Origin of the sequence: Massilia paldalensis (assembly GCF_044901715.1) — a bacterium.
GTDB classification, from domain to species: domain Bacteria; phylum Pseudomonadota; class Gammaproteobacteria; order Burkholderiales; family Burkholderiaceae_D; genus Telluria; species Telluria paldalensis.
This window is the reverse complement of record NZ_JBJCIU010000003.1, coordinates 769019-791777: the sequence shown is the minus strand read 5'-3', so window position 1 is coordinate 791777 and position 22759 is coordinate 769019. Positions and strand designations below refer to the sequence as shown.

The following is a 22759-nucleotide window of genomic DNA, read 5'->3' as shown; positions in this document are numbered from 1 at the left end:
CAGTGTAGGGAGACGGCCGGGACGCCGGTATCGGTCGATCGACCGACCCCCGCTCGTGGTCGACCGATCGCCGTCTTGCCCGGCGCGGGTATCACCGCTACAGTACCGGCATGCAACCCGACCATACCGTCAGCGTCGACGACGCCGTCCATCTCCTGGTCATGATCGGCGACCTCAGCATGGGCCAGCCGACCGACCAATCGATCCGCACGGCGCGCCTGGCCGAACGCATCGCGCTGGCCGACGGCGCCGGCCGTGCCGGCTGCGCCCATGCGCGCCTGGTGGCGCTGCTGCGCTGGTCCGGCTGCACGGCGAATGCCCCCGGCTTCGCCACGCTGCTGGGCGACGACGTCGGCGGGCGCGACGCGATGCTCCGGCACGCGCTGCCGCCCGGCCATCCGCTGAATTTCGCCACCGTGGCGCCGCTGGCACGCATCCATTGCGAAGTCGCGGGCGACATCGCCGGCATGCTGGGCCTGCCGGCCGAGGTCGAGGCGGGCTTGCGCCACGTGTGGGAATGGCATGACGGCAGCGGCACGCCGCAGGGCCTGCGCGCCCCGGCCATCCCGGCCGTCGTCTACGTTACGAGCCTGTCCGGCGACCTGGAAATCCTCGCGCGCACCCGCGGCCTGGACGATGCCCTGCACATGATCCGCGCCTGGGGCGGCAGCAAGTATCCGGCGGCGCTGGCGGAACTGGCGGCGCGGCATGCTGCCGGCTGGCTGGCCGAGCTGGACGCGCCGGCCTGCCCCGCCGACGAGCCGCTGCTGACGCGCCAAGTGCCGCTGATGCTCATTGCCGACATGATCGAACTGAAACTGCCCTGGCTGACGGGCTATTCGCGCCGCGTCGCGGAGCTGGCGCAGCGCGCCGCGGCGCTGGCCGGCCTGGCGCCGGAACAGCAGCGCTGCCTGGGACGGGCGGCACTGATCCACGGCATCGGCCGCGTGGCCGTCCCGAACACGGTGTGGGAGCGTGCGGGCAAGCTCGGCAGTGCGGACTGGGAAGCCGTCCACCTCGTGCCGTACTGGACTGCCCGCGCCGGGACCCAGGTGCCGGCCCTGCGGGCGGAAGCGGCACTGGCGTCGCACGTCTACGAGCGGCTCGACGGCAGCGGCTATTTCCGCAACCTGGATGCGGAAGCGCTCGCCATGCCGCAGCGCCTGCTGGCCGCGGCCGGCGCCCATGCGGCGCTGTGTGCGGCGCGGCCCTGGCGGGCGGCCTGCGGCGAGGACGAGGCGGCCCGGATCCTGGCCGACGAGGCCAGGGCCGGCCGCTTCGATGCGGATGCCGTCGCCCTCGTCGTGAACGCGGCCGGCGGCCAGGCGCCCGCGGCCCCCGCGCGCAAGGGGGTGTTGTCGGAGCGGGAGATCGAGGTGCTCAAGCGTATCAGCCTGGGCGACAGCAACAAGGAAGCGGCGCGCGTCATGCAGATCAGTCCGTCGACCGTGCGCACCCACATCGAAAGCATCTTCCGCAAGCTCGAGTGTTCGACGCGCGCCGCGGCCACGCTCAAGGGATTGACGCTGGGCCTGATCTGAACGGGCAACAAAAAACCCGCCGGACTCGCGTCGCGACGGGTTCTCGTTCGCTGCCCGGCGAGCCGGGCGGCACGGTGCAGGAATTACTCTGCAGCGGTTTCGGCAGCAGCCGCGCCCGGCGGCACCGAAGCGGTGGCGACGGTCAGGTTCTGGCCGTGGGTCAGGGCGATCACGCCTTCCGGCAGTTGCAGGTCGGACACGTGGATCGACGCACCGGCTTCCAGCTTCGACAGGTCGACGTTGATGAACTCCGGCAGTTGGCCCGGCAGGCAGGACACTTCCAGTTCGTTCAGCACGTGCGACACAACGGCGCTGTTCAGCTTGACGGCCGGCGAGATCTCGGCGTTGACGAAGTGCAGGGTGACCTTGGTGTGGATCGGCTGCGAAGCGTCGACGCGCTGGAAATCAGCGTGCAGGACCAGTTGCTTGTATGCGTGCATCTGGAAGTCGCGCAGCAGGACTTTTTGTGCCTTGCCGTCGATTTCCAGGTCCAGGATCGAACCGTGGAACGCTTCTTTTTTCAGCGAGTGGTACAGGGCGTTACCGTCCAGGGCGATCAGTTCCGGGGCGGCTGCGCCACCGTAGATGATGCCCGGGGTCTGGCCAGCTTTGCGCAGGCGGCGGCTCGCTCCGGTCCCCTGCAGCGTACGGGCAAATGCGACTACTTTCATGTGATACTCCAAGAGTAATGGGCCCGAATGCCGGTTCGCACCGGCCCGGTGGCCCGGGTTTGGACGTCCCCGCGACCAGGGACTTCCGTGAACAGAGCGCTTGCGCGCTCAAGAATGCCTAAACGTCGTTCTCGGCATCGCCGAAAACGATTCCCCGCGCAGGCGGGGATCCAAGTTCTGCATGCGTTTCGATGACGCTTGCAATATTGGATCCCCGCCTGCGCGGGGACGACGCCTTACTATTTAGTCGACGAACAGCGAGATGACCGAGTCACCCTTCACGATACGCTTGAAGGTTTCGGCCAGCAGCGGTGCGCAGGTCAGCTGGCGGATCTTGCCGCAAGCCTGGCCAGCCGGGCTCAGCGGGATCGTGTCGGTCACGACCAGCTCGTCCAGCGGCGAGCTGGCGATGCGGTCGATGGCCGGGCCGGACAGGACCGGGTGCGTGCAGTACGCCACGACTTTCTTGGCGCCGCGCTCTTTCAGGACTTCGGCGGCCTTGCACAGCGTGCCGGCGGTGTCGACCATGTCGTCCATGATCACGCAGTTGCGGCCTTCGACCTCACCGATGATGTTCATGACTTCCGACACGTTCGCCTTCGGGCGGCGCTTGTCGATGATCGCCAGGTCGCAGCCGAGGCGCTTGGCCAGCGCGCGGGCGCGCACCACGCCGCCGACGTCCGGCGACACGACCAGCAGGTCGTCGTAGTTCTTGCGCTGCAGGTCGCCCAGCAGGATCGGCGATGCGTAGATATTGTCGACCGGGATGTCGAAGAAGCCCTGGATCTGGTCGGCGTGCAGGTCCATGATCAGGACGCGCTCGACGCCAGCCTGCTGCAGCATGTTCGCGACCACCTTGGCCGAGATCGCCACGCGGGCGGACCGCGGGCGGCGGTCCTGGCGGGCATAGCCGAAGTACGGAATCGCCGCGGTGATGCGGCCTGCCGATGCGCGCTTGAGAGCGTCGACCATCAGCATGATTTCCATGAGGCTGTCGTTGGTGGGAGCGCAGGTCGATTGCAGAACGAAGACGTCCTTGCCACGAACGTTCTCGTTGATTTCGACCATCACTTCGCCGTCGGAGAACTTCGAGACCACGGCCTTACCGAGAGGAATGCCGAGGCTTTTTGCGACCCCTTCTGCTAGCGCCGGATTGGCATTGCCGGTAAAAACCATCAGGTTTTCGTAAGCCATGGGAGTCCCAGAAGAGTAATGAAAAATCTTGAAAAGGCGCTAATACAAGAAGACTAACGCGGAACCACAAAAAAAATGGGCCGCTCTCGGCGGCTCCACTTCTGCTGCCTGCTGGAGCGTTTGGCATCAACAGCTCAGGCATTAAAACTTACTGAAACTTTGGCAGGGGAACAAGGATTCGAACCTTGGAATGCCGGAATCAAAATCCGGTGCCTTAACCAACTTGGCGATTCCCCTACGCTGAAACTTTGCAGCTTGTCGCTGCACCCGACTATTATATCGTGTTGCGCATCGACAGGCAAGATTTTATTCTACAACTCGTTGATTTGCAAGAGCGTTTTCATCGGATGTTTCGTCAGCGCCTTGGCTTTCCATGCCTTCCACCGCCCCGGCACCTGCTTCAGTACCCGATCGGCTTCCTGCTCGCTGGAAAACGCGCAAAACACACACGCTCCGGAACCAGTCATCCTGGCCGCTCCGTGATGGCCCAACCATTCGATCGCCTGTGCTACCGGCGGGAACAGGCGGGCTGCCACGTCCTGCAAATCATTTTTCCCAAAGCCAATCAAACCTTGCGATCCGATATGCCCCCTGGAAAAGTCCGCTATTGTGATGGGTTTCGAATCCCTTGTCAAATCGTCTGCCGTAAAAATTGCAACGGTGGGGACGGCGACGCCCGGCTCGACGACGACGTACCACACGTCCGGCCCCGCCACTGCCTGCAAGCGCTCGCCCACGCCTTCGGCGAAGGCCGTCTCGCCGAACAGGAAGAACGGGATGTCGGCGCCCAGCGGCAAGCCCAGCGCCATCAGGTCCGCCGTGCCCAGGCCGGCCTGCCACAAGTGGTTCGCGGCCATCAAGGCCGTGGCCGCATCGGACGAGCCGCCGCCCAGCCCGCCGCCCATCGGCAGGCGCTTGTCGATGGCGACGTCGATGCCGGGCGGCAGGCGGCCGTGGCGCTTGAGGCATTCCGCCTGCAGCGCGCGCAGGGCGCGCACGATCAGGTCCTGTTCCTCCGGCACGCCGGGCACGTCGCTCGTGCGCACGATCCGCTCGTCGTCGCGCAGGTCGAAGTGCAGCGTGTCGCCGTGGTCGATGAGTTGGAAGACGGATTGCAGCAAGTGATAGCCGTCGGGGCGCCGGCCCGTCACGTGCAGGAACAGGTTCAGCTTGGCCGGGGCCGGGCAGTCGTGCAGGAAGGATTGCGCCACGCTCACTCCACCGGATCCACAACGATATTGATCGACAGCTCTTCCGCATCTGCCGTCGCGCTGCGCGAAGCACGGATGATGCGCGGGAACGCGCCGTTCGAGCCCTTCGGCCCGTACTGCCACTCCGCGAAGCGCAGGTTCCAGCCGTCGTTCGTGAATACGGTGTTATGGGCGGGCGAAGCGGCCAGCCGCTTGCCGCTGGCATCGGTGGCGTAGCCCTGCAGCCAGTCGGCCAGTCCGGCCACGGGCAGCGACCAGCCCAGCGCCTGGCGCGTGAGGCCGTCGATGTCCTTGTCGGTGCGCGGCGCATGGCCGGACTGGGTCAGCGTGGCCGATTGCGGCGTCACGGTGATCCGGGCGACGGTCTGGCCCAGCTGGGAATTCAGGGCGACGTCGACCTGTCCGGGGCGCTGCGTCCAGGTGAAATTGCCGTTGATGCCTTGCGGCCGGCCTTCCTTCTGGTACGTCACGGCCAGGCGGCCGGACAGGTCGATCGTGTCGCGGTAGGCGACGGCGGCGGCGTCCGGATTGGACAGGTGGGCGCTGCCGGTGGCGCAGCCGGCCAGGACGGCACTCAGGGCAAGGATGGGAAGGAGGCGGAATGAACGGTAAGTCGGCATCGTCGGATCGGTGTCGGAAATGAAAACCGGCGGACGAGCCGCCGGTCCGGTTGATAGCTTTACATTATTTCATAGCATCAGAGCGATACGCGCAGGCGCGCCAGCGTGGTCTTGAGCGCCTCGTTCTTCGCATCCTTGGACCGGGCCTCGCGCCACAGCTTGCGCGCCTCGTCCTGCTGGCCCTTCTTCCACAAGACTTCGCCCAGGTGGACGGCGATCTCCGGATCGCTGCGCACGGCATAGGCCTTGCGCAGCTGGGCTTCGGCCGCATCCAGGTTGCCCATGCGGTATTCCACCCAGCCCATGCTGTCCATGATGAAAGGATCGTTCGGCGCCATGCCGAGGGCCTTCTCGACCAGCTGGCGCGCTTCCTTCAGGCGCACGTTGCGGTCGGCCAGCGAGTAGCCCAGGGCATTGTAGGCGTGCTGGTTGTCGGGGGCGTTGGCGATCACCTTGCGCAGCGACTTCTCCATCACGTCCGTCTTGCCCACGCGCTCGGCCGTCAGCGCGAAGTCGTACAGGAAATCCATATTCTCGGGGAAGCGTTTCGTGCCCTGCTCCATCAGCTTGTAGGCTTCCTGCTCCTTGCCGGCATCACGCAGGATCTGCGCCTCGACCAGCAGGATCTGGGCCTGCTCGGCCTTGTCGTCCGTCTGCAGCGTGGCCAGGTGCTTGCGCGCGCCGGGCACGTCGCCGGCCTTGGCGATCAGTTGCGCGCGGCGCAGCTCGGCGCCGAACTGGATCTTCTCGTCGCCGCTGTCCAGGCGCGAGAGCCAGTCCTGGGCGCCCTGGTAGTCGCCCCGCTCTTCCGCCAGCTGGGACAGGATCAGCACGGCCTTGGAGGCGTCGCGATCCTCTTCCGGCGCGCGCTCCATCACATCGACGAAGCGCTTCAGGTAGCCTTCCGCGCCCTGGTTGTCGTTCATCTGCATGGACAGCACGCCCAGCGCGTACAGGATGCCGGGATTGTCCGGCTGGGCCTTGTCCAGCGTGAGGAATTCGCGGCGCGCGGCCTCGAACTGCTTGCTGTCGACGAGCAGGCGTGCATACGCCGTGCGCACTTCGCGCGCGTCCGGATGGGCGTCGAGGAATTGCTTCAGGATGCCGATGGCCTGGGCGTCGTCCTCGCTCATCTGGGCGAGCGTGAGCACGGCGATCTCGGAATCCGGCTTGATCTGCAGGGCGGCGCGCGCCTCGCGCTGGGCGTCGGCCTTGGCGCCGCGCGCCAGCGCCGTCTGCGCGAGCACGACGTGCGCTTCCATCGTATTGCCGTAGGGTTTCACCAGGCGCTCGATCATCGCGATGCCCGCCTCCTTGTCCTTGGCGCGCATCAGCAGCTGCTGCATCTGGAACATGACGAGGCCGCGCGCGCCGGGCGTCGCCTCGGCCAGGCGCTGCTGGAGGATTTTTTCCGCTTCGCCGAGGTTGTCGGACAGGATGACCAGCCCCAGATAGTACTGGCTGGCCTCTTCGGAGTGCGGCGAGAACTCGCGCCACAGGCGCACGGCGGCGAGCGCGTCCTCGGCCTGCTTGGCCGACAGCGCCATCTCGGCGGCGCGCTTGGCCAGGCGCGGGTCGCGGGTCTGCTGGGCCAGGCTCAGCAGTGTCAGGTAGGGGCCTTGCCAGTCGCCATTCTTGAACGCCATCTCAGCCTGCATCAGCTGGGTCATCATGGTGCTCGTCATGGCGACGTTCGGGATGTTTTCTTCCGACTTGGGCTCGTCCGGCGCCTCGCCTGCCTGCGCCTTGCGCTGTGCTTCGGCGGCGAGCAGGGGTTGGTCCGCGTCCTGGGCGGGTTGCTGCTTGGGCGCCACAGCACAGGCCGATAGCAGCGCAGAGAGGGTTACAATGGCGAAAGCGTTTTTCAAGGCAAGTCCCAATCAAATCGATGGTCCGATTCTACGCCGAACGCCTTCCCCGCGTGCGCCCCTGCAACACGAATTTACATTGCGTCCATCTTTACCGAATCTTTACCGATTCTTTCCTGATTTTCCTGGAGCTTCATGCCTGAATTACCAGAAGTAGAAGTCACCCGCCGCGGCGTCGCGCCGCACCTGGAAGACCGCATCGTCGAACACGTCGTCCTGCGCCGCGAGGGCCTGCGCTGGCCCTTCCCGCCCGAACTGCCGGCGCTGCTGGCGGGCCGCCGCATCCTCGGCACGGGCCGGCGCGGCAAGTACCTGCTGCTGAACTTCGAGCACGGCACGCTGATCGTGCACCTGGGCATGTCCGGCCACCTGCGCGTACTGCCCGAAGGAATCGAGCTCAAGAAGCACGACCACTTCGACCTCGTCGTGCGCGGGCCGGAAGGCCGGCGCGTGCTGCGCCTGCACGATCCGCGCCGCTTCGGCGCCGTGCTCTGGCACGGCCACGACGACGGCGACCTGGACGAGCACATCCTGCTGCGCGGCCTTGGCGTCGAACCGCTGGAAGACAAGTTCTCGGGCGAACTGCTGTGGCGCGCGACCCGCAAGCGCAACGCGCCGATCAAGCAGGTGCTGCTGGCCGGCGACATCGTCGTCGGGGTCGGCAATATCTACGCCTGCGAAAGCCTGTTCCGCGCCGGTATCAATCCGAAGACGCCTGCCGGTCGCATCAGCCGGGCCCGCTACGACAAGCTGGCCGAGGCCATTCGCGAGATCCTGGCCGCCGCGATCGTGCAGGGTGGCAGTACCTTGCGTGACTTTATTGCAGTAAATGGTCAATCCGGATATTTCCAGCAGACATATTTCGTCTATGATCGTGCTGGAGTGCCTTGCCGCCAGTGCAGCGCGCCGGTTCGCCAGATCAAGCAGGGCCAGCGTTCCACGTTTTATTGCGCGACCTGCCAGCGGTAAGAGCGAAGAGAACGCGCCGGAGTACGCGCACACGGGGCAGAACGGGACCATGCAAGACCTACAACGATACGGCGCCTGGCGCGGACACGTCGCCCAGGCCCTGGAACGCTATCGCGCCTGGACGCAGGCCGCGGGCCTGCTCGACGGCGCCCTCGACCAGCGCCTGGCACGCGCCCTCGCGCGCCTGCGCGACGACCGCCTGACGGTGGCCTTCGTCGCCGAATTCTCGCGCGGGAAGTCCGAGCTGATCAACGCCCTGTTCTTCGCCGACTACGGGCGCCGCATCGTGCCGTCCAGCCCGGGCCGCACCACGATGTGCCCGACCGAGCTGGCCTGGGATGCGGCGCTGCCGCCATCGATCCGCCTGCTGCCCATCGAGACCCGCGCCGGCCGCCGCGCCACCGGCGACTACCGCGACGATGCCGGGGCCTGGACCGTGCTGCCCCTCGACCTGGACGCGCCCGCGCGCATGACGGAAGCGTTCCGCCAGGTCAGCCTGACCAGGCGCGTGCCGGTGGCCGAGGCGGCTGCCTACGGTTTGTACGACCCCGAGGATCCGGACCTGGCCGCAGCGGCCGGCGCCGACGGCCTCGTCGAGATCCCGTGCTGGCGCCATGCGCTGATCAACTTCCCGCATCCGCTGCTGCAGCAAGGCCTCGTGATCGTCGATACGCCGGGCCTGAACGCGATCGGCACCGAGCCGGAACTGACGCTGAACCTGATCCCGAACGCGCACGCCGTGCTGTTCGTGCTGGCCGCCGAGACGGGCGTCACGAAGAGCGACATCGAGGTCTGGCGCACGCACATCCGCACGCACAACAATACGCAAGCGGGCGCCGGCGCGCAGGCCAGCCGCATCGTCGTGCTGAACAAGATCGACGCCTTGTGGGACGAGCTGCGCAGCCCGGTGGACAACGACGCCGCGATCGCGCGCCAGCAGCAGGACGTGGCGCGGCTGCTGGGCGTGCAGGCGGCCCAGGTCTATCCCGTGTCGGCGCAGAAGGCGCTGGTCGGCAAGATCGGCGGCGACATGACGCTGTTCGAGAAGAGCCGCATCGGCCTGCTGGAGGCGGCGCTGTTCGGCCAGCTGCTGCCGGCGCGCCAGGACATCCTGCGCCGCCAGCTGCAGGACGAGCTGGCGGCGCTGGCCGCCTCGCAGGAGACGCTGCTGGGCGCGCGCGGCCGCGACCTCGTCGAGCAGATGGAAGAACTGCAAAGCCTGCGCGGCAAGAACCAGGGCATGATCGCCCACATGATGCGCCGCGTGGAGATGGACAAGAAGGAATTCGATGCCAGCCTGTTCAAGCTGCAGGGCACGCGCGCCGTGTACACGACGCTGTCGACGGAGCTGTACAGCCTGATCGGCATGGACGTCGTGCAGCGCCAGGCCGACGCCGTGCGCGACGCGATGCAGGCCGCGCGCTTTTCCACCGGCACGCGCGCGCCGGTGCGCGACTTCTTCGCCCAGGTGCGCGCCAGCCTGGATGGGGCGAGCGCCAAGATCGAGGAGATCCGCGCGATGATGGACACGATGGCGCGGCGCTTCTCGGCCGACCACGGCCTGGCGCTGTCCGCGCCGCTGCCCCTGTCGCTGGAACGCTACCGCCTCGAGGTCGACGCCATCGAGGCGATCTACCTGAAGCAGTTCGGCACGGCCACCCTCCTGATGACGAGCCGCGCCACGCTGCTGGAGCGCTTCTTCGATACCATCGTCTCGCGCATCAAGCATGCGTTCCGCGAGGCGAACGTCGACGTGGAAGCGTGGCTGCAGGTGCTGATGTCGCCGCTCGAATCGCGCATTCGCCAGCACCGCGACCAGCTGCGCCAGCGCCAGGTGTCGATCCAGCGCGTGCACGACGCCACCGGCACGCTGGACCAGAAAATCGCCGCCTTCGACGCGGCGCGGCGCGACGTCGATGCGGCCCGCGCCCGCCTGGCCGAGCTGACCGGCGCCGTCGCCGGCGCACTGCGCGCCACCCTGGCCGAGACGGCGCCCGAACCCTTGTTTGAGACTTCATGAAACGCACCACCGAATCCGAGATCCTGTCCGACCCGAGTTTTTCGCGCGCCGTCATCGACTGGCAGCGCGCCCACGGACGCCATGCCCTGCCCTGGCAGAACACGCGCGACGCCTACCGCATCTGGCTGTCCGAGATCATGCTGCAGCAGACCCAGGTCGCCGCCGTGCTGGGCTATTACGCGCGCTTCCTGGAGCGTTTTCCGACCGTGTTCGCGCTGGCCGAGGCGCCGCAGGAAGACGTGATGGCCCACTGGGCCGGCCTGGGCTACTACACCCGCGCGCGCAACCTGCACGCCTGCGCCAAGCGCATCGTGGCGGAATACGGCGGCGCCTTCCCGGCCGACCCGGCGCTGCTGGCCGACCTGCCCGGCATCGGCCGCTCGACGGCCGCCGCCATCGCCGCCTTCTCGGCCGGCACCCGCGCGGCCATCCTGGACGGCAACGTCAAGCGCGTGTTCGCGCGCGTGTTCGGCATCGACGAATACCCGGGCATCAAGCCCGTCGAGGATGCGCTGTGGCGCCGCGCCGACGCCCTGCTCCCGGCCGACGAGGGCATCGAGGCCTACACGCAGGGCCTGATGGACCTGGGCGCCACGCTGTGCACGCGGTCCAGCCCCGACTGCGGCCGCTGCCCGCTGCAGGCGCGCTGCGTGGCCTACGCCACCGGCCGCACGGCCGAACTCCCCGTGCGCAAGCCGAAGAAGGCGACGCCGGAAAAGCGCGCGCGCATGCTGGTCGTGATCGACGCCGGCCAGGTGCTGCTGGAACAGCGTCCCGGCACGGGCATCTGGGGCGGCCTGCTGTCGCTGCCCGAGGTCGAGGGCCACGTGGCGCTGGACGACGCATCGGTGCCGGCCGACGTGCTGGGAGTGCCGGAAGCGGCGGCAAGGTTCGGCACCGTGGACGAATGCGAGGAACTGCTGCCGCTGCAGCACGTGTTCACGCACTACCGGCTGCACATCCACCCGTACCGGATCGGCCTTGCGGCACGTGCGGCGACGCCGGACGGCTACGTGTGGTGGGACATGGCCAGGATCGACGAGGCGGCGCTGCCGGCGCCGGTGAAGAAGCTGCTGGGCCAGTTGGGACAGCCGAACCTGTTCGACTGAGCGGCACGGCAACGATGACACGCTCGCAGCGTTTGCTGGCCCTGCTCCAGGCCATGCGCGGCTACCGCGCGCCCGTCACCGGCGACGCGCTGGCGGACAAGCTCGGGGTCAGCCTGCGCACGCTGTACCGCGACATCGCGACCCTGCGCGAACAGGGCGCGCGCATCGACGGCGAACCGGGCCTGGGCTATGTGCTCAAGCCCGGCTTCCTGCTGCCGCCGCTGATGTTCACACAGGAAGAGATCGAGGCGCTGGTGCTGGGCGGGCGCTGGGTCGCGCAGCACGGCGACGCGCGGCTGGCCGAGGCCGCGCGCGAGGCGGTCGACAAGATCGCCTCGGTGCTGCCGGCGCCGCTGCGCCGCACGCTCGACGATACGGCGCTGCTGGTCGCCAGCGCGCGCGAAGCGGGGCCACCGGGCCCGCACATGGCGCCGATCCGCGCCGCCCTGCGCGACGAATGCAAGCTGGTCCTCGACTACCGGGCGGAAAACGGCGCCGCGTCGCGGCGCACCGTGTGGCCCGTGGCGCTGGGGTTCTTCGAACGGGTACGCATGCTGGTCGCCTGGTGCGAGCTGCGCCAGGAATTCCGCCACTTCCGCCTGGACCGCATCGCCGCCCTCACGGCCACCACGGAGCGCTACCCGCGCCACCGCCGGGCGCTACTGCAGGAATGGCGCGCCATCGAGGGACTTCCCGAGCGCTAGCGGACCATCACGCTGCTGACGGAAACTGACAGTGCCCTTCCCTACACTGGCCGCACTGTCAACCACCGAAGGAGCATGCATGATCACCCCGCACTACACCATCCTCTACGTCGCCGATACGCAGGCCAGCGCACGCCTGTACGCCCGGCTGCTCGGCGCGGACGCCATCGATGCTGCGCCGACGTTCGCCCTGTTCGCCCTCGAGGGCGGGCGCATGCTGGGCCTGTGGGCAAAGGAGGCCGTCAAGCCCGCAGCGGATTTCCATGGCAGCGGCAGCGAGATCGCGCTGAACGTGCCCAGGACGGCCGACGTGGATGCCCTGTACGCCACCTGGCGCGAAGCCGGCCTGACGATGCTGCAAGCGCCGCAGCAAGTGGATTTCGGCTACACGTTCACGGCTGCGGATCCGGATGGACACCGGCTGCGCGTGTTTGCGCGCGTCGAATAAATTTTGCACACCGTCGTCCCTGCGCAGGCAGGGACCTCGTTTCGCGCACCGCTCGACTACCCGGAAAAATCAGGCCCCTGCCTGCGCAGGGGCGACGGAGGGTACGGGTTACAGCTCGTCCAGCGAGAAGATCCGCTTGTGCTCGCGGATCGCGTAGCGGTCCGTCATGCCCGCGATGTAGTCGGCGATCTTGCGCGCCTGCTTCATCGTGTCGCCGGACGCCACCTGGTAGTCGAACGGCAGCAGCACCGGATCCGTCATGAAGGCGTCGAACAGTTCGCGCACGATGCGGCTGGCTTTCACGCGCATGCGGTTGACCTTGTAGTGGCGATACAGGTTGGCGTACAGGAAGCGCTTCAGCGCCGTCGTCTCCGCGCGCATCTGCGGCGAAAAGCGGATCAGCGGCTGGGCCGCGCGCACGTCCTCGATCGATTGCGGATTCGCCTCGCGGATCAGCGCCGCCGAGGTCTCGACCAGGTCGGCCGTCATCGCCGTGATCATCAGGCGGATCGTCTCGTACAGCTCGCGCCGGCCCGGCAGGCCCGGATACTGCGCCACGACCTGGCGGTGCAGGCGCGCGAACAGCTCCACCTCTTCCATCTGCTTCATCGTCAGCAGGCCGGAGCGCAGGCCGTCGTCGATGTCGTGGTTGTTGTAGGCGATTTCGTCGGCGATGTTCGTGAGCTGGGCTTCCAGGCTCGGTTGCGTGCGGTCGACGAAGCGCTGGCCCAGTTCTCCCAGCTGGCGCGCATTCACGAGCGAGCAGTGCTTCAGGATGCCCTCGCGCGTCTCGAAGGTCAGGTTCAGGCCGTCGAAGGCGCCGTAGTGCTCTTCGAGGTGGTCGACCACGCGCAGGCTCTGCAGGTTGTGCTCGAAGCCGCCGTAGTCCTTCATGCAGTCGTTCAGGACGTCCTGGCCCACGTGGCCGAAGGGCGTGTGGCCCAGGTCGTGGGCCAGCGCCGTGGCCTCGACCAGGTCCTCGTTCAGGCGCAGGCTGCGCGCCAGCGTGCGCGCGATCTGGGCGACCTCGATCGAATGCGTCAGGCGCGTGCGGAACAAATCTCCCTCGTGGTTCAGGAAGACCTGGGTTTTGTATTCGAGGCGGCGGAACGCGGTGGAGTGGATGATGCGGTCGCGGTCGCGCTGGAATTCGCTGCGCGAGCCGGCCGGCCCTTCCGGATGGCGACGCCCCAGGCTCTTCGACGAGTGCGCCGCGTACGGGGCCAGGTGGGCGTCGAAATCGATCATCGCGCGTCGTCTCCCCTGTCTGCTCCCACCGTCGCCGCCAGCGTGGCCAGCAAGTGCTCGCGCGGCGCGCCCGTCACGCTGGGGCTGCCCAGCGGCTTGAGCAGGATGAACTTGATCGCCCCGCCCTCGTTCTTCTTGTCGACTTCCATCAGCTCGATCCAGCGCTCGGTGCCCAGGTCCGGCGCCGTCACCGGCAGGCCGGCGGCCCGCGCCAGCGCACGCACCCGCTCCACGCTGGCCGCGTCGACGAGGCCCAGGCGGTGCGACAGGTCGGCCGCCATCACCATGCCGCAGCCGACCGCCTCGCCGTGCAGCCAGGCGCCGTAGCCCAGGCCGGCCTCGATCGCGTGGCCGAAGGTGTGGCCGAAGTTCAGCACGGCGCGCAGGCCGCCTTCGCGCTCGTCGCGCTTGACGACGTCGGACTTGATCTCGCAGGAGCGCGCGATGGCGTAGGCCAGCGCCGCGTGGTCGCGCGCCACCAGCTTGCCGATGTTCTGCTCGATCCAGTCGAAGAAGCCGGCATCGAGGATGGCGCCGTGCTTGATGACTTCGGCCAGGCCGGCCGACAGCTCGCGGTCCGGCAGCGTGTCCAGCGTGGCGGTGTCGGCGATGACGGCGCGCGGCTGGTAGAAGGCGCCGATCATGTTCTTGCCGAGCGGGTGGTTGATGCCCGTCTTGCCGCCCACCGAGGAATCCACCTGCGCCAGCAGCGTGGTCGGGATCTGCACGAAGGGCACGCCGCGCATATAGCTGCTCGCGGCAAAGCCGGTCAGGTCGCCGATCACGCCGCCGCCCAGCGCGACGAGCGTGGTCTTGCGGTCGCACTTGTTGGCCAGCAGCGCGTCGAACACGAGGTTCAGGCTCTCCCAGTTCTTGTATTCCTCGCCATCCGGCAGCACGATGGGGACGACCTCGCGGCCGGCCGCGCGCAGCGGCGCCGCGACTTTTTCCAGGTACAGCGGGGCCACGGTCGTGTTGGTGACGATCGCCACCTTGCCGCCCGCGCCGATGTGGCGGGTCAGCAGGCCCGCGTCATCCAGCAGGCCGCGGCCGATGACGATGGGATAGCTGCGCTCGCCGAGGTCGACGTTCATCGTGGTACATGCTTGTTGCTCGTTCATTCTGTTTCTTGCCTTGCGTGCGCGCGCCGCTTCCAGCGCCGCGATCTGGTCCAGTATCGTTTGTACCATCGATTGTACGTTAGGGCGGCCCGTATCGATGACGAGGTCCGCGATCTCGCGGTACAACGGCTCGCGCTGGGCCGTCAGGTCTTCCAGTTTCCTGCGCGGATCGGCCGTCTGCAGCAGGGGGCGGTTGCGGTCGTGGGCGGTGCGCTGCAGGATGCTGTTCACGCTGGCGCGCAGGTAGACGACGGTGCCGCGCTCGGCCAGCAGCTTGCGGCTGTCCGGATTGAGCACGGCGCCGCCGCCCGTGGCCAGCACGATGCCGTTCTGCGCCGTCAGGTCGCGGATCACGTCGGCCTCGCGCCGGCGGAAGCTCGGCTCGCCCTCGATCTCGAAGATCCACGGGATCGACGCGCCGGTGCGTGCCTCGATCTCGTGGTCCGAGTCGATGAACGTCATGTTCAGCCGCCGCGCCAGCAATCGCCCGATGGTCGTCTTGCCGGCGCCCATCAGGCCGACGAGGAAAATATTGTTGTTCTTGCAGTCAGGCATCGATCGCTCAAAATGCGAACGGCCAGGTCGCCCTGGCCGTTCTTATTCACTCGGTCCCGTGTTACGAGCAGGTGAACGACAGTTTAAACGGAATATTGGTAGACAAGCCAGACGGCGTCGTCACCGTGACGTTGAAGGTGGCGTCCTTGGCCACGCAGGTGGTGCTGCCGGCCGTAGGGCTCGAGATGCTGAAGGTGTGCGTCGAACCCTGCGGGCTGGCCTTGTTGTTGCTGCCCACCGAGTTGCCCGTCGGATCGTCCGTCGTATTGACGTGCGGCGCAATGCTCGGCACGGTGGCCGGGGCCACGGCGGTCGCCACGGCGTTGACGAGGCTGGTGGCCTCGACGCGCGAACCGGACGGCATCGGGTTCCAGTTGACGTCGTTCAGCTGGACCTGGAACACCTTCGGGTTGTTGTTGCTGATCGTGCCCAGGTCGTTCGGCTTGAGCGGATCGAAGGACACGGCCGTGCCGCCGCTGGTGCCCGGGTTCAGCAGCGCATTCGTGGCCTGGCTGCCGCTGAAGAAGATGGCGGTCTTGCCGAACACGGTATTGCTGCCGTCGGTCGAGCTGGCGCAGATGGTCGCCAGGCCCACGCGGGTCGAGTCGTTGCTGGCGCCGGTGCCGGTGTTGCACGGCGTGACCGGGGTGTTCGGCGCCGGGCTGCGCGGCTGCTGCGCGCGGAAGTCGACCGAGCAGCCGCCGTTGACGGTGCTGCAGCCGCCCTTGTTCGAGGAACCGACCGAGCCCATATTCGTCTGGAACACGATCGGGGTGCCGTCCGCGACGGGGTTGCCGAAGGTGTCGGCCAGCAGTACCTGGATGGTGGTGGCCGGCACGGTCGGCGTGCTGTCGACGGTCCAGCCTTCGACGTTGAAGGTACCCGAGCTGATCGAGAACGAACGCTGCACGGTGGAGCCGGTGGTGACGACGATCGAGTCCGACATCGTCGAGATGTCCGGGCCGCCGTTGGCGGCGGTGCCCGGCAGGGTCGCCTGCACGCGGAAGGACGTCGCGGTCTTGCCCGAATTGACGGTGGTGATCACGTTGCCGGCGGCGTCCGTGGTGTCGCTCGGCTTGTTGATGGTGATGTCGGCGTTGGCCGGGATGCGCGTGAAGTTGACGGCCTTGCCGGCCAGCGGATTGCCGAAGATGTCGACCACCTTGAAGGTCAGCGTGGCCGTTTCGGTGCGGCCGTTGCCGCCCTGGCCCTGGATCACGATCGACTGGTTGGTCGGCGTCGCGGTGGCGAACTGCACGGAGGCGGCGGCCGGCGCCGCGATGGCCAGCGACACCGTCGCGGAGCGGGCCACGCCGTCGGACGAGACGGTGATGGTGTCGTTGTTGGCGCAGCCCTTGTCGCGGTAGACGGTCTGCGCGGTGCCGTTGTTGGTGGCGACGGTGGTTGCCAGCGTGGCCTTGCCGGCCGCGACGCAGGCCGAGCTGAAGCTCACGTTGACCTGCTGGTCCGTGTATTTGGCGGAGCCGGACAGCAGGTCGACCGACAGCACGGTCGAACCGTAGGCCTGGATGCTTGCCGGGGATGCCGTCAGGCTGCCGAACGCCAGCGTGGTCGCGCCGACCGAGTAATTGCCGGTGCCGCTCACGGTGGCGCCGGCCACGGTGGTGCTGGCGGTGACGGTGCCGGCGCCGCCGGCGGCCAGGCTGGCCGCGCGCATGGTCACGCTGGCCACGCCGTTGGCGTCGGTCAGGGCCGTGCCCGCCGTCGGCGAGAAGGTGGCCAGGTTGTTGTCGGTGGCGAAGGTGACGATGGCGTTCGGGACCACCTTCTTGTTCGCGTCCAGCACGGTGGCCTTGACGGTCAGCGGGGTCGCGCCGCTCAGGGCGTTGGTGCTGGCGCCGCCGGCATTGCTGAAGGCCAGCGTGACGGTCGCGCTGTTGGTGACGGTGCCGCTGCCGCCGTTGCCGGTGGAGCCGCCGCCGGTGGAACCGCCGCCGCTGCCGCCGGTCGTGCCCGGATTGCCGCCGCCACCGCCGCAGGCGGCAAGCGCCAGCGCCAGGGTGGCTGCACGCACGCCGTGGCGTGCCGCGAAATCATGCTCGTAGTTGTTCATCTCTGCTCTTTGTTGATTATTGTTGCTGAAATTGGTACTGCGTTCGCGGCCTGCCGGCGGGCGCCGGTCAATGCACGCCCGTCACCCTGTCCGCCACGATCTTCGGGGTGATGAACACCAGCAGTTCGGTCTTCCTGGTCGAACGCGCGGTGCTCTTGAAGAGGTTGCCCACGACGGGGATGTCGCCCATCAGCGGTACCTTGCTCACGTCGGTGCTCTCGCTTTGCTGGTAGATACCGCCCAGCACCACGGTGCCGCCGTTCTCGACCATCACCTTGGTCTTCACGTGCTGGGTGTTGATGGCGAAACCGGCCGTCGTGCTCTGGCCCTGGGAATCCTTGGCGACGTCGACGTCCAGCACGACGTTGCCGTCCGGCGTGACCTGCGGCGTGACTTCCAGGCGCAGGTTGGCCTTGCGGAAGGCGATCGAGGTGGCGCCGCTGCTGGTGGCCTGCTGGTACGGCAGCTCGACGCCCTGCTCGATCACGGCGGCCACGTTGTCCTCGGTGACCACGCGCGGGCTGGAGATGATCTTGCCCTTGCCGTCCGCTTCCAGCGCCGACAGTTCCAGGTTCAGGAAGCGGTTGGCGGCCGACGAGAACAGCGAGAACGCGATGGTCGGCGCGGCCACGCCGTTGATCGGATTGGCCGGCAGGTTCACCATCTGGCTGTTGGCGAAGCCGCTGGTGGCGGGGATCTGGCCGGTGGTCTCGCCCACGCCGGTCAGGTTGCCGCCGATCGCCAGGCGGTTGTCGCCGCTGACCTGGTAGCCGGCGTCGCCGCCGCGGATCCCGCGCAGGTCGGAAAAGCCCAGCTTGGCGCCCAGGTTGCGCGAGAAGCCGTCGTTGGCCTCGACCAGGCGCGCCTCCACCAGCACCTGCTTGGTGCGGATGTCGACCTTCTGGATCAGCTTGCGGATGTCCTCGATCTTGGACGCGATGTCGGTCACGAACAGCTGGTTGGTGCGCGGATCGATGATCGCGCTGCCGCGCCGCGACAGCACGCGGTTCCTGCCGTCGGCGCCGGTGCTGGCGCCGCCCGCGTCCAGGCCGAACACGTTGCGGAACGATTCCGCCTTCTGGTAGTTCAGCTGGAAGATCTCGGAGCGCAGCGGCTCCAGGTCGGTGATCTGGGCCTTCTGCTCGAGCTCCAGCTTTTCCTTGGTCAGCAGTTCTTCCTTGGGCGCGATCCACATCACGTTGCCGTTCTTGCGCATGTCCAGGCCCTTGGCCTGCATGATCACGTCCAGCGCCTGGTCCCACGGCACCTGCTTCAGTTGCAGCGTCAGGTTGCCGCTGACGGAGTCGCTGGCGATGATGTTCAGGCCCGAGATGTCGGCCACCGCCTGCAGCGCCGCGCGCACGTCGATGTTCTGGAAGTTGAACGAGACCTTTTCGCCCTTGTAGCCCTGCTGCCCCGTGGCCAGGCGGTTCGGGTCTTCCTTGACCGGCTTGACGTCGATGACCAGCTGGGTGTCGCTCTGGTACACGCTCTGCTCCCAGTTGCCGTGGGCGTCGATCAGCATCTTCACGTTGCCGCCCTGGGCGGTCGTCGTGATGCGCGACACGGGCGTGCCGAAGTCGGTCACGTCCAGGCGCCGGCGCAGCGACGGCGGCAGGCCCGTGTTCAGGAACTCGACCTGGATCTGGTTGCCGGCCTGGCGCACGTCGACGCCGACCTGGCCGTTGGGCAGGTCGACCACGACGCGGCCTTCGCCGTTGCTGCCGCGGCGGAAATCGAGGTCGCGCAGCAGCTGGACGGCGGCGCGCGTTCCCGTGCCCGCGGCCGGTGCCGCGGCCGCGGGCGCGGCTGCCTGGGCCACGCCGCCCGAACCCTCGACCGTGACCAGCACGGAACGGCCCTCGATGGCGGTGGCATAGTTCAACGGGCGCTGCAGGTTCAGCACGAGGCGCGTGCGTTCGCCGGCCTGGACCAGGTTCACGCCGCGCACGTCGCCCAGGTTGATGTCCTGGGACGTCTTGCCGGTGGCGTTGGCGGTGGCGCCGAAATCGAGCGCGATGCGCGCCGGGTTGGTGATCGAGAAGCCGATCGGCGCGCGCGCCGGCGCTTCCTTCATGGTCACGTTGAGGACGACGTTGCCGCCCTGCTGGTTGGCGCTGATCGATTCGATCGCGTTCTGCGCCCATGCGCCGCCGGCGCCCAGCGCCAGCAGCAAACCGCATACGAGGCGGGTGAATCGGATCATTTACGGCTCTCCTTGGTTTGCAGCTCCAGCCTGGCCATGCGTTCGACCCAGTCGCCGGCGGCGTCCTGCACCACTTCGCGGATATCGACGGCATCCTCGCCCACGCGGGCGACGACGCCGAAATTCTGGCCGATGCGCTGGCCGGCCCTTACCTGGTACACCGAGCGGTCGATCTGCAGCAGCGCGTAGCCGACGCCGCCCTTCTGCATCGAACCCACCATCTGCATGGTGTCGAGCGGGAAGCTCTCGAGCAGTTCGCGCGGACGGTTGAGGTCCGGCTGGTTGCGGTCGTGCGCGGCGGTGCGCGCCAGCTCGCCCAGCAGCTTGGACTGGCTGAACGGTTCGGGCGCCGTGGCGGCGCCGTAGGCATAGGGGATGAAATCCTTCGGCTCGGCCAGCGGCTTGACGTTCGGGCGGGTGTCGCGCTGGACCTGGTCCATCCACTCGCGCACTTCGCGCACGTCGCTGTCGCCGCAGCCGGCCAGCAGGAGGGCGCCGGCCACCGCCGGCAGGAGGCGGTGACGGATCATGCGCCTTCTCCCTTGGCGGCGTTCGCGCCCTTCTTGTTCTTCTTCGCCTTGCGCGCCTTGGCCTGGGCTTCCAGCTCGTCCTGGTCGAGGTAGCGGAAGGTCTTGGCGACGGCGTCCAGCGACAGCGTGCCGTCCTTGCCGGTAGCGAGCGCCAGGTTGTTCAGCGTGACGATGCGCGGCATCTTCGCCATGTCGGCAGCGAAGGCGCCGATGTCGTGGTAGCTGCCGCTGACGCGGATGTCGATCGGCAGCTCGGCATAGTAATCCTTGACCACGACCTGGCCCGGCTTGAACAGCTCGAACTGCAGGCCGCGGCCGACGCCGGCCTGGTTGATGTCCGACAGCAGCGCGGCCATCTCGGCCTTGCTCGGCAACTGCTTCTCGAGGCGTTCGACGTAGCGGTTGACCTGCTGCTGCTGCGCCTGCAGCGCTTCCAGGTTGATCGCCTGCGCCATCTTGACCTTGTAGTCGTCGCGCAGCTTGATTTCCTGCTGGGCCAGGGTTTCCTGTTCCTCGAACTGGCCGCTCCAGTAGAGATACCAGCCCAGCACGAGCACGCCGGCCATGGCGCCGGCCGCGCACAGCAGGCGCGGCGCCAGTGGCCACAGGCCGGGGTGGCGGCCCTGCAGGCCCTCGAACTGGGCCGCCAGGTCGGCGCCCAGTTGTTTGACGTCGATGTTCATGTTTGTGCTCCGGCCGTTGCCGCCGGCGTGCCCGGCTGTACTCCGTCCTTCTTGCCGTCCTTCTTGCCGTCCTTGTCGTCGGCCTCGCGGCTGCGCTTGATCGCCACCGTCAGGTTGAATTCCACGACCTTGCGGCCGGTCTTGCTCTGGGCCAGCGTGGCCGCGCGCACCTCGGTCAGTTCCGGGCGCTCCAGCCACGGCGAGACGCCCGACAGGTTGCGCAGCAGTTCGGCCACCCGTTCCTGCGACTGGGCCACGCCGTTCAGCTGGACCTTCTGGCCGTCCTGCTTGAAGCTTTTCAGGTAGACGCCGTCCGGCACCTGGCGCACCAGCTCGTCCAGCAGGTAGACGGGCTGGTTGCGGTCGCCCTGGAGGTCCTCGACGGCCTGCTGGCGCGCCTTGAGCGCCTCGATCTCGGACTTCAGGCTGGCGATCGAGGCGATCTTCTTGTCCAGGTCCGCATTGGCGTTCTTGAGCACCAGGTTGCGTTCGTTCTGCACGGCGATGCGGCTGGCGTTGTAGGCGCCCACCAGCAGCACCAGCGCGACGCCGGCCAGCGCGCCCAGCGACATCAGGGCCACGAAGGCGGCCTGTTTCTGCTTGCGCTTGGCCTCGCGGTGCGGCAGCAGGTTAATCCGGATCATCAGCCGAACCTCCGCAGCGCCAGCCCGCAGGCGACCAGGTAGCCGGGCGCCTCGTTGCGCAGCTGCTGCTCGCGCACGGCGGGCCCCATCTGCATGCCCTGGAACGGCGTCACCAGCGCCGTCGGGATGCGGGTGCGGCCGGCGATGATGTCGATCAGGCCGGGCAGCATGGCGCAGCCGCCGGCCAGCCAGATCTGGTCGATGCGCGTGTAGGGCGTCGACGTGAAGAAGAACTGGATCGCGCGCGTCACTTCGAGCGCGGCGTTTTCCAGGAACGGCGGCAGCAGGTCGGTGCGCCAGTTGTCCGGCAGGTCGCCGGCGCGCTTCCTCGCTTCCGCTTCCTCGAACGACAGGCCGTAGGAGCGCACGATGTCCTGGGTCAGCTGGATGCCGCCGAACGGCTGCTCGCGCTCGTAGATGGTCTCGCCGTTCTGCAGCACCGAGACGTGGGTGGCCTGGGCGCCGATCTGGAACAGCGCGTGGACGCGGTCCTTCGGCATGCCGGCGGGGCCCGCGATCACGCGCTCCAGCGCGGCGCGCGCGGCATACGACTCGATGTCCATCACGGTGGCGGCGAGGCCCGCCGCCTCGGCGATGGCCACGCGGTCCTCGACCTTTTCGCGGCGCGCCGCGGCCAGCATCACTTCCATGTCGTCCGGCGCGTTGGCGGCCATGCCGATCACGTCGAAGTCGAGGCTGACCTCGTCCAGCGCGAACGGGATATACTGGCTGGCCTCGGATTCGACCTGCACTTCGAGCTGGTCTTCCGCCAGGCCGGCCGGCAGGATGATCTTCTTGGTGATGACGGCGGCCGGCGGCATGCCGAGCGCGACGTGCTTGATGCGGGTGCCGCTTTTCTTCCAGACGCGCAGCACGGCGTCCGACACCGCTTCGATGTTCTCGATATTGCCGTCGACGACGACGCCGCGCGCCAGCGGCTCGGAGGCGTAGCGCTCCAGGCGCAATTCACCCTTGCCGGCGTCGGCCAGTTCCACCAGGCGCACGCTGGACGTACTGATGTCGAGGCCGACCAGTGGCGGACTCGATGGTCCGAACAAGGAACCGAGGCTGATCACGAGCGCACTCCCTTTTACTCCGTTCTCTCTGGAACGACTTGTTAACGCCCGCGTGGGGATTCATTGATAAAACAGATATTTGGCGCATATATATCAGGCACCGCATCAAATCGTAGCAATACTGATGTCCACAGACAAGAAATTTCTATACGGGAATATCTAGTAGCGAAGCAGGAATGCGACACTGCGAAAAATCAATATTGCAGCGGTTTTCACACCTGTTGTCGCCTTGTCTAGCGGTGATTCAGACCTTGCACTGTCTTATAA

At 67.5% G+C, this 22759-nt stretch carries 19 protein-coding genes and 1 tRNA gene; 6 read left to right on the top strand and 14 right to left on the bottom strand.

Features of this window, described 5'->3' with window-relative positions:
* Positions 1–110 precede the first annotated feature (110 nt).
* The gene (locus ACI1V7_RS18280) at positions 111–1541 is read left to right on the top strand and encodes an HD domain-containing phosphohydrolase (protein ID WP_404533194.1); all 1431 of its coding nucleotides are present in this window, start codon (positions 111–113) and stop codon (positions 1539–1541) included.
* A gap of 83 nt (positions 1542–1624) precedes the next feature.
* On the opposite strand, the gene ACI1V7_RS18275 is transcribed toward ACI1V7_RS18280, so the two are convergent.
* The 6 genes from ACI1V7_RS18275 to ACI1V7_RS18250 all read right to left on the bottom strand — a co-directional run bounded on the left by ACI1V7_RS18275 (position 1625) and on the right by ACI1V7_RS18250 (position 7105).
* Entirely contained in the window at positions 1625–2212 is a 588-nt protein-coding gene (locus tag ACI1V7_RS18275; protein WP_404533193.1) for a 50S ribosomal protein L25/general stress protein Ctc, read from the bottom strand.
* A 243-nt stretch (positions 2213–2455) separates the two neighbouring features.
* A complete protein-coding gene (locus ACI1V7_RS18270; RefSeq protein ID WP_404533191.1) occupies positions 2456–3406 on the bottom strand; it encodes a ribose-phosphate pyrophosphokinase in 951 nt (316 codons plus the stop codon).
* 160 nt (positions 3407–3566) lie between these two features.
* Positions 3567–3643 (bottom strand) — tRNA-Gln (locus tag ACI1V7_RS18265).
* Between the two features lie 74 nt (positions 3644–3717).
* Complete coding sequence (gene ispE / locus ACI1V7_RS18260) at positions 3718–4617, bottom strand: 4-(cytidine 5'-diphospho)-2-C-methyl-D-erythritol kinase (RefSeq protein ID WP_404533190.1); 900 nt, start codon at positions 4615–4617, stop codon at positions 3718–3720.
* Between the two features lie 2 nt (positions 4618–4619).
* Positions 4620–5237, bottom strand: coding sequence for a lipoprotein insertase outer membrane protein LolB (locus tag ACI1V7_RS18255; RefSeq protein ID WP_404533189.1), 618 nt, complete (start codon positions 5235–5237; stop codon positions 4620–4622).
* 77 nt (positions 5238–5314) lie between these two features.
* Positions 5315–7105, bottom strand: a complete 1791-nt coding sequence (locus tag ACI1V7_RS18250; RefSeq protein ID WP_404533188.1) for a tetratricopeptide repeat protein — start codon at positions 7103–7105, stop codon at positions 5315–5317.
* A gap of 135 nt (positions 7106–7240) precedes the next feature.
* Between ACI1V7_RS18250 and mutM the strand changes: the two genes are divergently transcribed.
* The 5 genes from mutM to ACI1V7_RS18225 all read left to right on the top strand — a co-directional run bounded on the left by mutM (position 7241) and on the right by ACI1V7_RS18225 (position 12355).
* A complete protein-coding gene (gene mutM, locus ACI1V7_RS18245; RefSeq protein WP_404533187.1) occupies positions 7241–8074 on the top strand; it encodes a bifunctional DNA-formamidopyrimidine glycosylase/DNA-(apurinic or apyrimidinic site) lyase in 834 nt (277 codons plus the stop codon).
* 49 nt (positions 8075–8123) lie between these two features.
* Positions 8124–10094 carry a dynamin family protein gene (locus tag ACI1V7_RS18240; RefSeq protein WP_404533186.1) on the top strand — a complete coding sequence of 657 codons (1971 nt, stop codon included), beginning with the start codon at positions 8124–8126 and terminating at the stop codon, positions 10092–10094.
* A complete protein-coding gene (gene mutY, locus ACI1V7_RS18235; RefSeq protein ID WP_404533185.1) occupies positions 10091–11203 on the top strand; it encodes an A/G-specific adenine glycosylase in 1113 nt (370 codons plus the stop codon). Before ACI1V7_RS18240 ends, mutY begins: the two co-directional genes overlap by 4 nt.
* A 14-nt stretch (positions 11204–11217) precedes the next feature.
* Complete coding sequence (locus tag ACI1V7_RS18230) at positions 11218–11907, top strand: helix-turn-helix transcriptional regulator (RefSeq protein WP_404533184.1); 690 nt, start codon at positions 11218–11220, stop codon at positions 11905–11907.
* A 79-nt stretch (positions 11908–11986) separates the two neighbouring features.
* A complete protein-coding gene (locus ACI1V7_RS18225) occupies positions 11987–12355 on the top strand; it encodes a VOC family protein (protein ID WP_404533183.1) in 369 nt (122 codons plus the stop codon).
* A gap of 108 nt (positions 12356–12463) precedes the next feature.
* On the opposite strand, the gene ACI1V7_RS18220 is transcribed toward ACI1V7_RS18225, so the two are convergent.
* The 8 genes from ACI1V7_RS18220 to ACI1V7_RS18185 form a co-directional block, all read right to left on the bottom strand.
* Positions 12464–13603 (bottom strand): deoxyguanosinetriphosphate triphosphohydrolase, encoded by a 1140-nt coding sequence (locus tag ACI1V7_RS18220; RefSeq protein ID WP_404533182.1) that lies wholly within the window; start codon positions 13601–13603, stop codon positions 12464–12466.
* Positions 13600–15237 (bottom strand): bifunctional shikimate kinase/3-dehydroquinate synthase AroKB, encoded by a 1638-nt coding sequence (gene aroKB / locus ACI1V7_RS18215; protein ID WP_404533433.1) that lies wholly within the window; start codon positions 15235–15237, stop codon positions 13600–13602. The genes ACI1V7_RS18220 and aroKB overlap by 4 nt, the downstream gene beginning before the upstream one ends.
* Before the next feature lie 103 nt (positions 15238–15340).
* Complete coding sequence (locus tag ACI1V7_RS18210) at positions 15341–17353, bottom strand: Ig-like domain-containing protein (protein WP_404533181.1); 2013 nt, start codon at positions 17351–17353, stop codon at positions 15341–15343.
* A gap of 67 nt (positions 17354–17420) precedes the next feature.
* Complete coding sequence (locus ACI1V7_RS18205; protein ID WP_404533180.1) at positions 17421–19559, bottom strand: type IV pilus secretin PilQ; 2139 nt, start codon at positions 19557–19559, stop codon at positions 17421–17423.
* Positions 19556–20089, bottom strand: coding sequence for a pilus assembly protein PilP (locus tag ACI1V7_RS18200; RefSeq protein ID WP_404533179.1), 534 nt, complete (start codon positions 20087–20089; stop codon positions 19556–19558). The genes ACI1V7_RS18205 and ACI1V7_RS18200 overlap by 4 nt, the downstream gene beginning before the upstream one ends.
* On the bottom strand, positions 20086–20772 hold the full coding sequence (locus ACI1V7_RS18195) for a type IV pilus inner membrane component PilO (RefSeq protein ID WP_404533178.1): 687 nt from the start codon (positions 20770–20772) through the stop codon (positions 20086–20088). Before ACI1V7_RS18195 ends, ACI1V7_RS18200 begins: the two co-directional genes overlap by 4 nt.
* Complete coding sequence (locus tag ACI1V7_RS18190; RefSeq protein WP_404533177.1) at positions 20769–21416, bottom strand: PilN domain-containing protein; 648 nt, start codon at positions 21414–21416, stop codon at positions 20769–20771. The genes ACI1V7_RS18195 and ACI1V7_RS18190 overlap by 4 nt, the downstream gene beginning before the upstream one ends.
* Positions 21416–22492 carry a pilus assembly protein PilM gene (locus ACI1V7_RS18185; RefSeq protein WP_404533176.1) on the bottom strand — a complete coding sequence of 359 codons (1077 nt, stop codon included), beginning with the start codon at positions 22490–22492 and terminating at the stop codon, positions 21416–21418. Before ACI1V7_RS18185 ends, ACI1V7_RS18190 begins: the two co-directional genes overlap by 1 nt.
* Positions 22493–22759 lie beyond the last annotated feature (267 nt).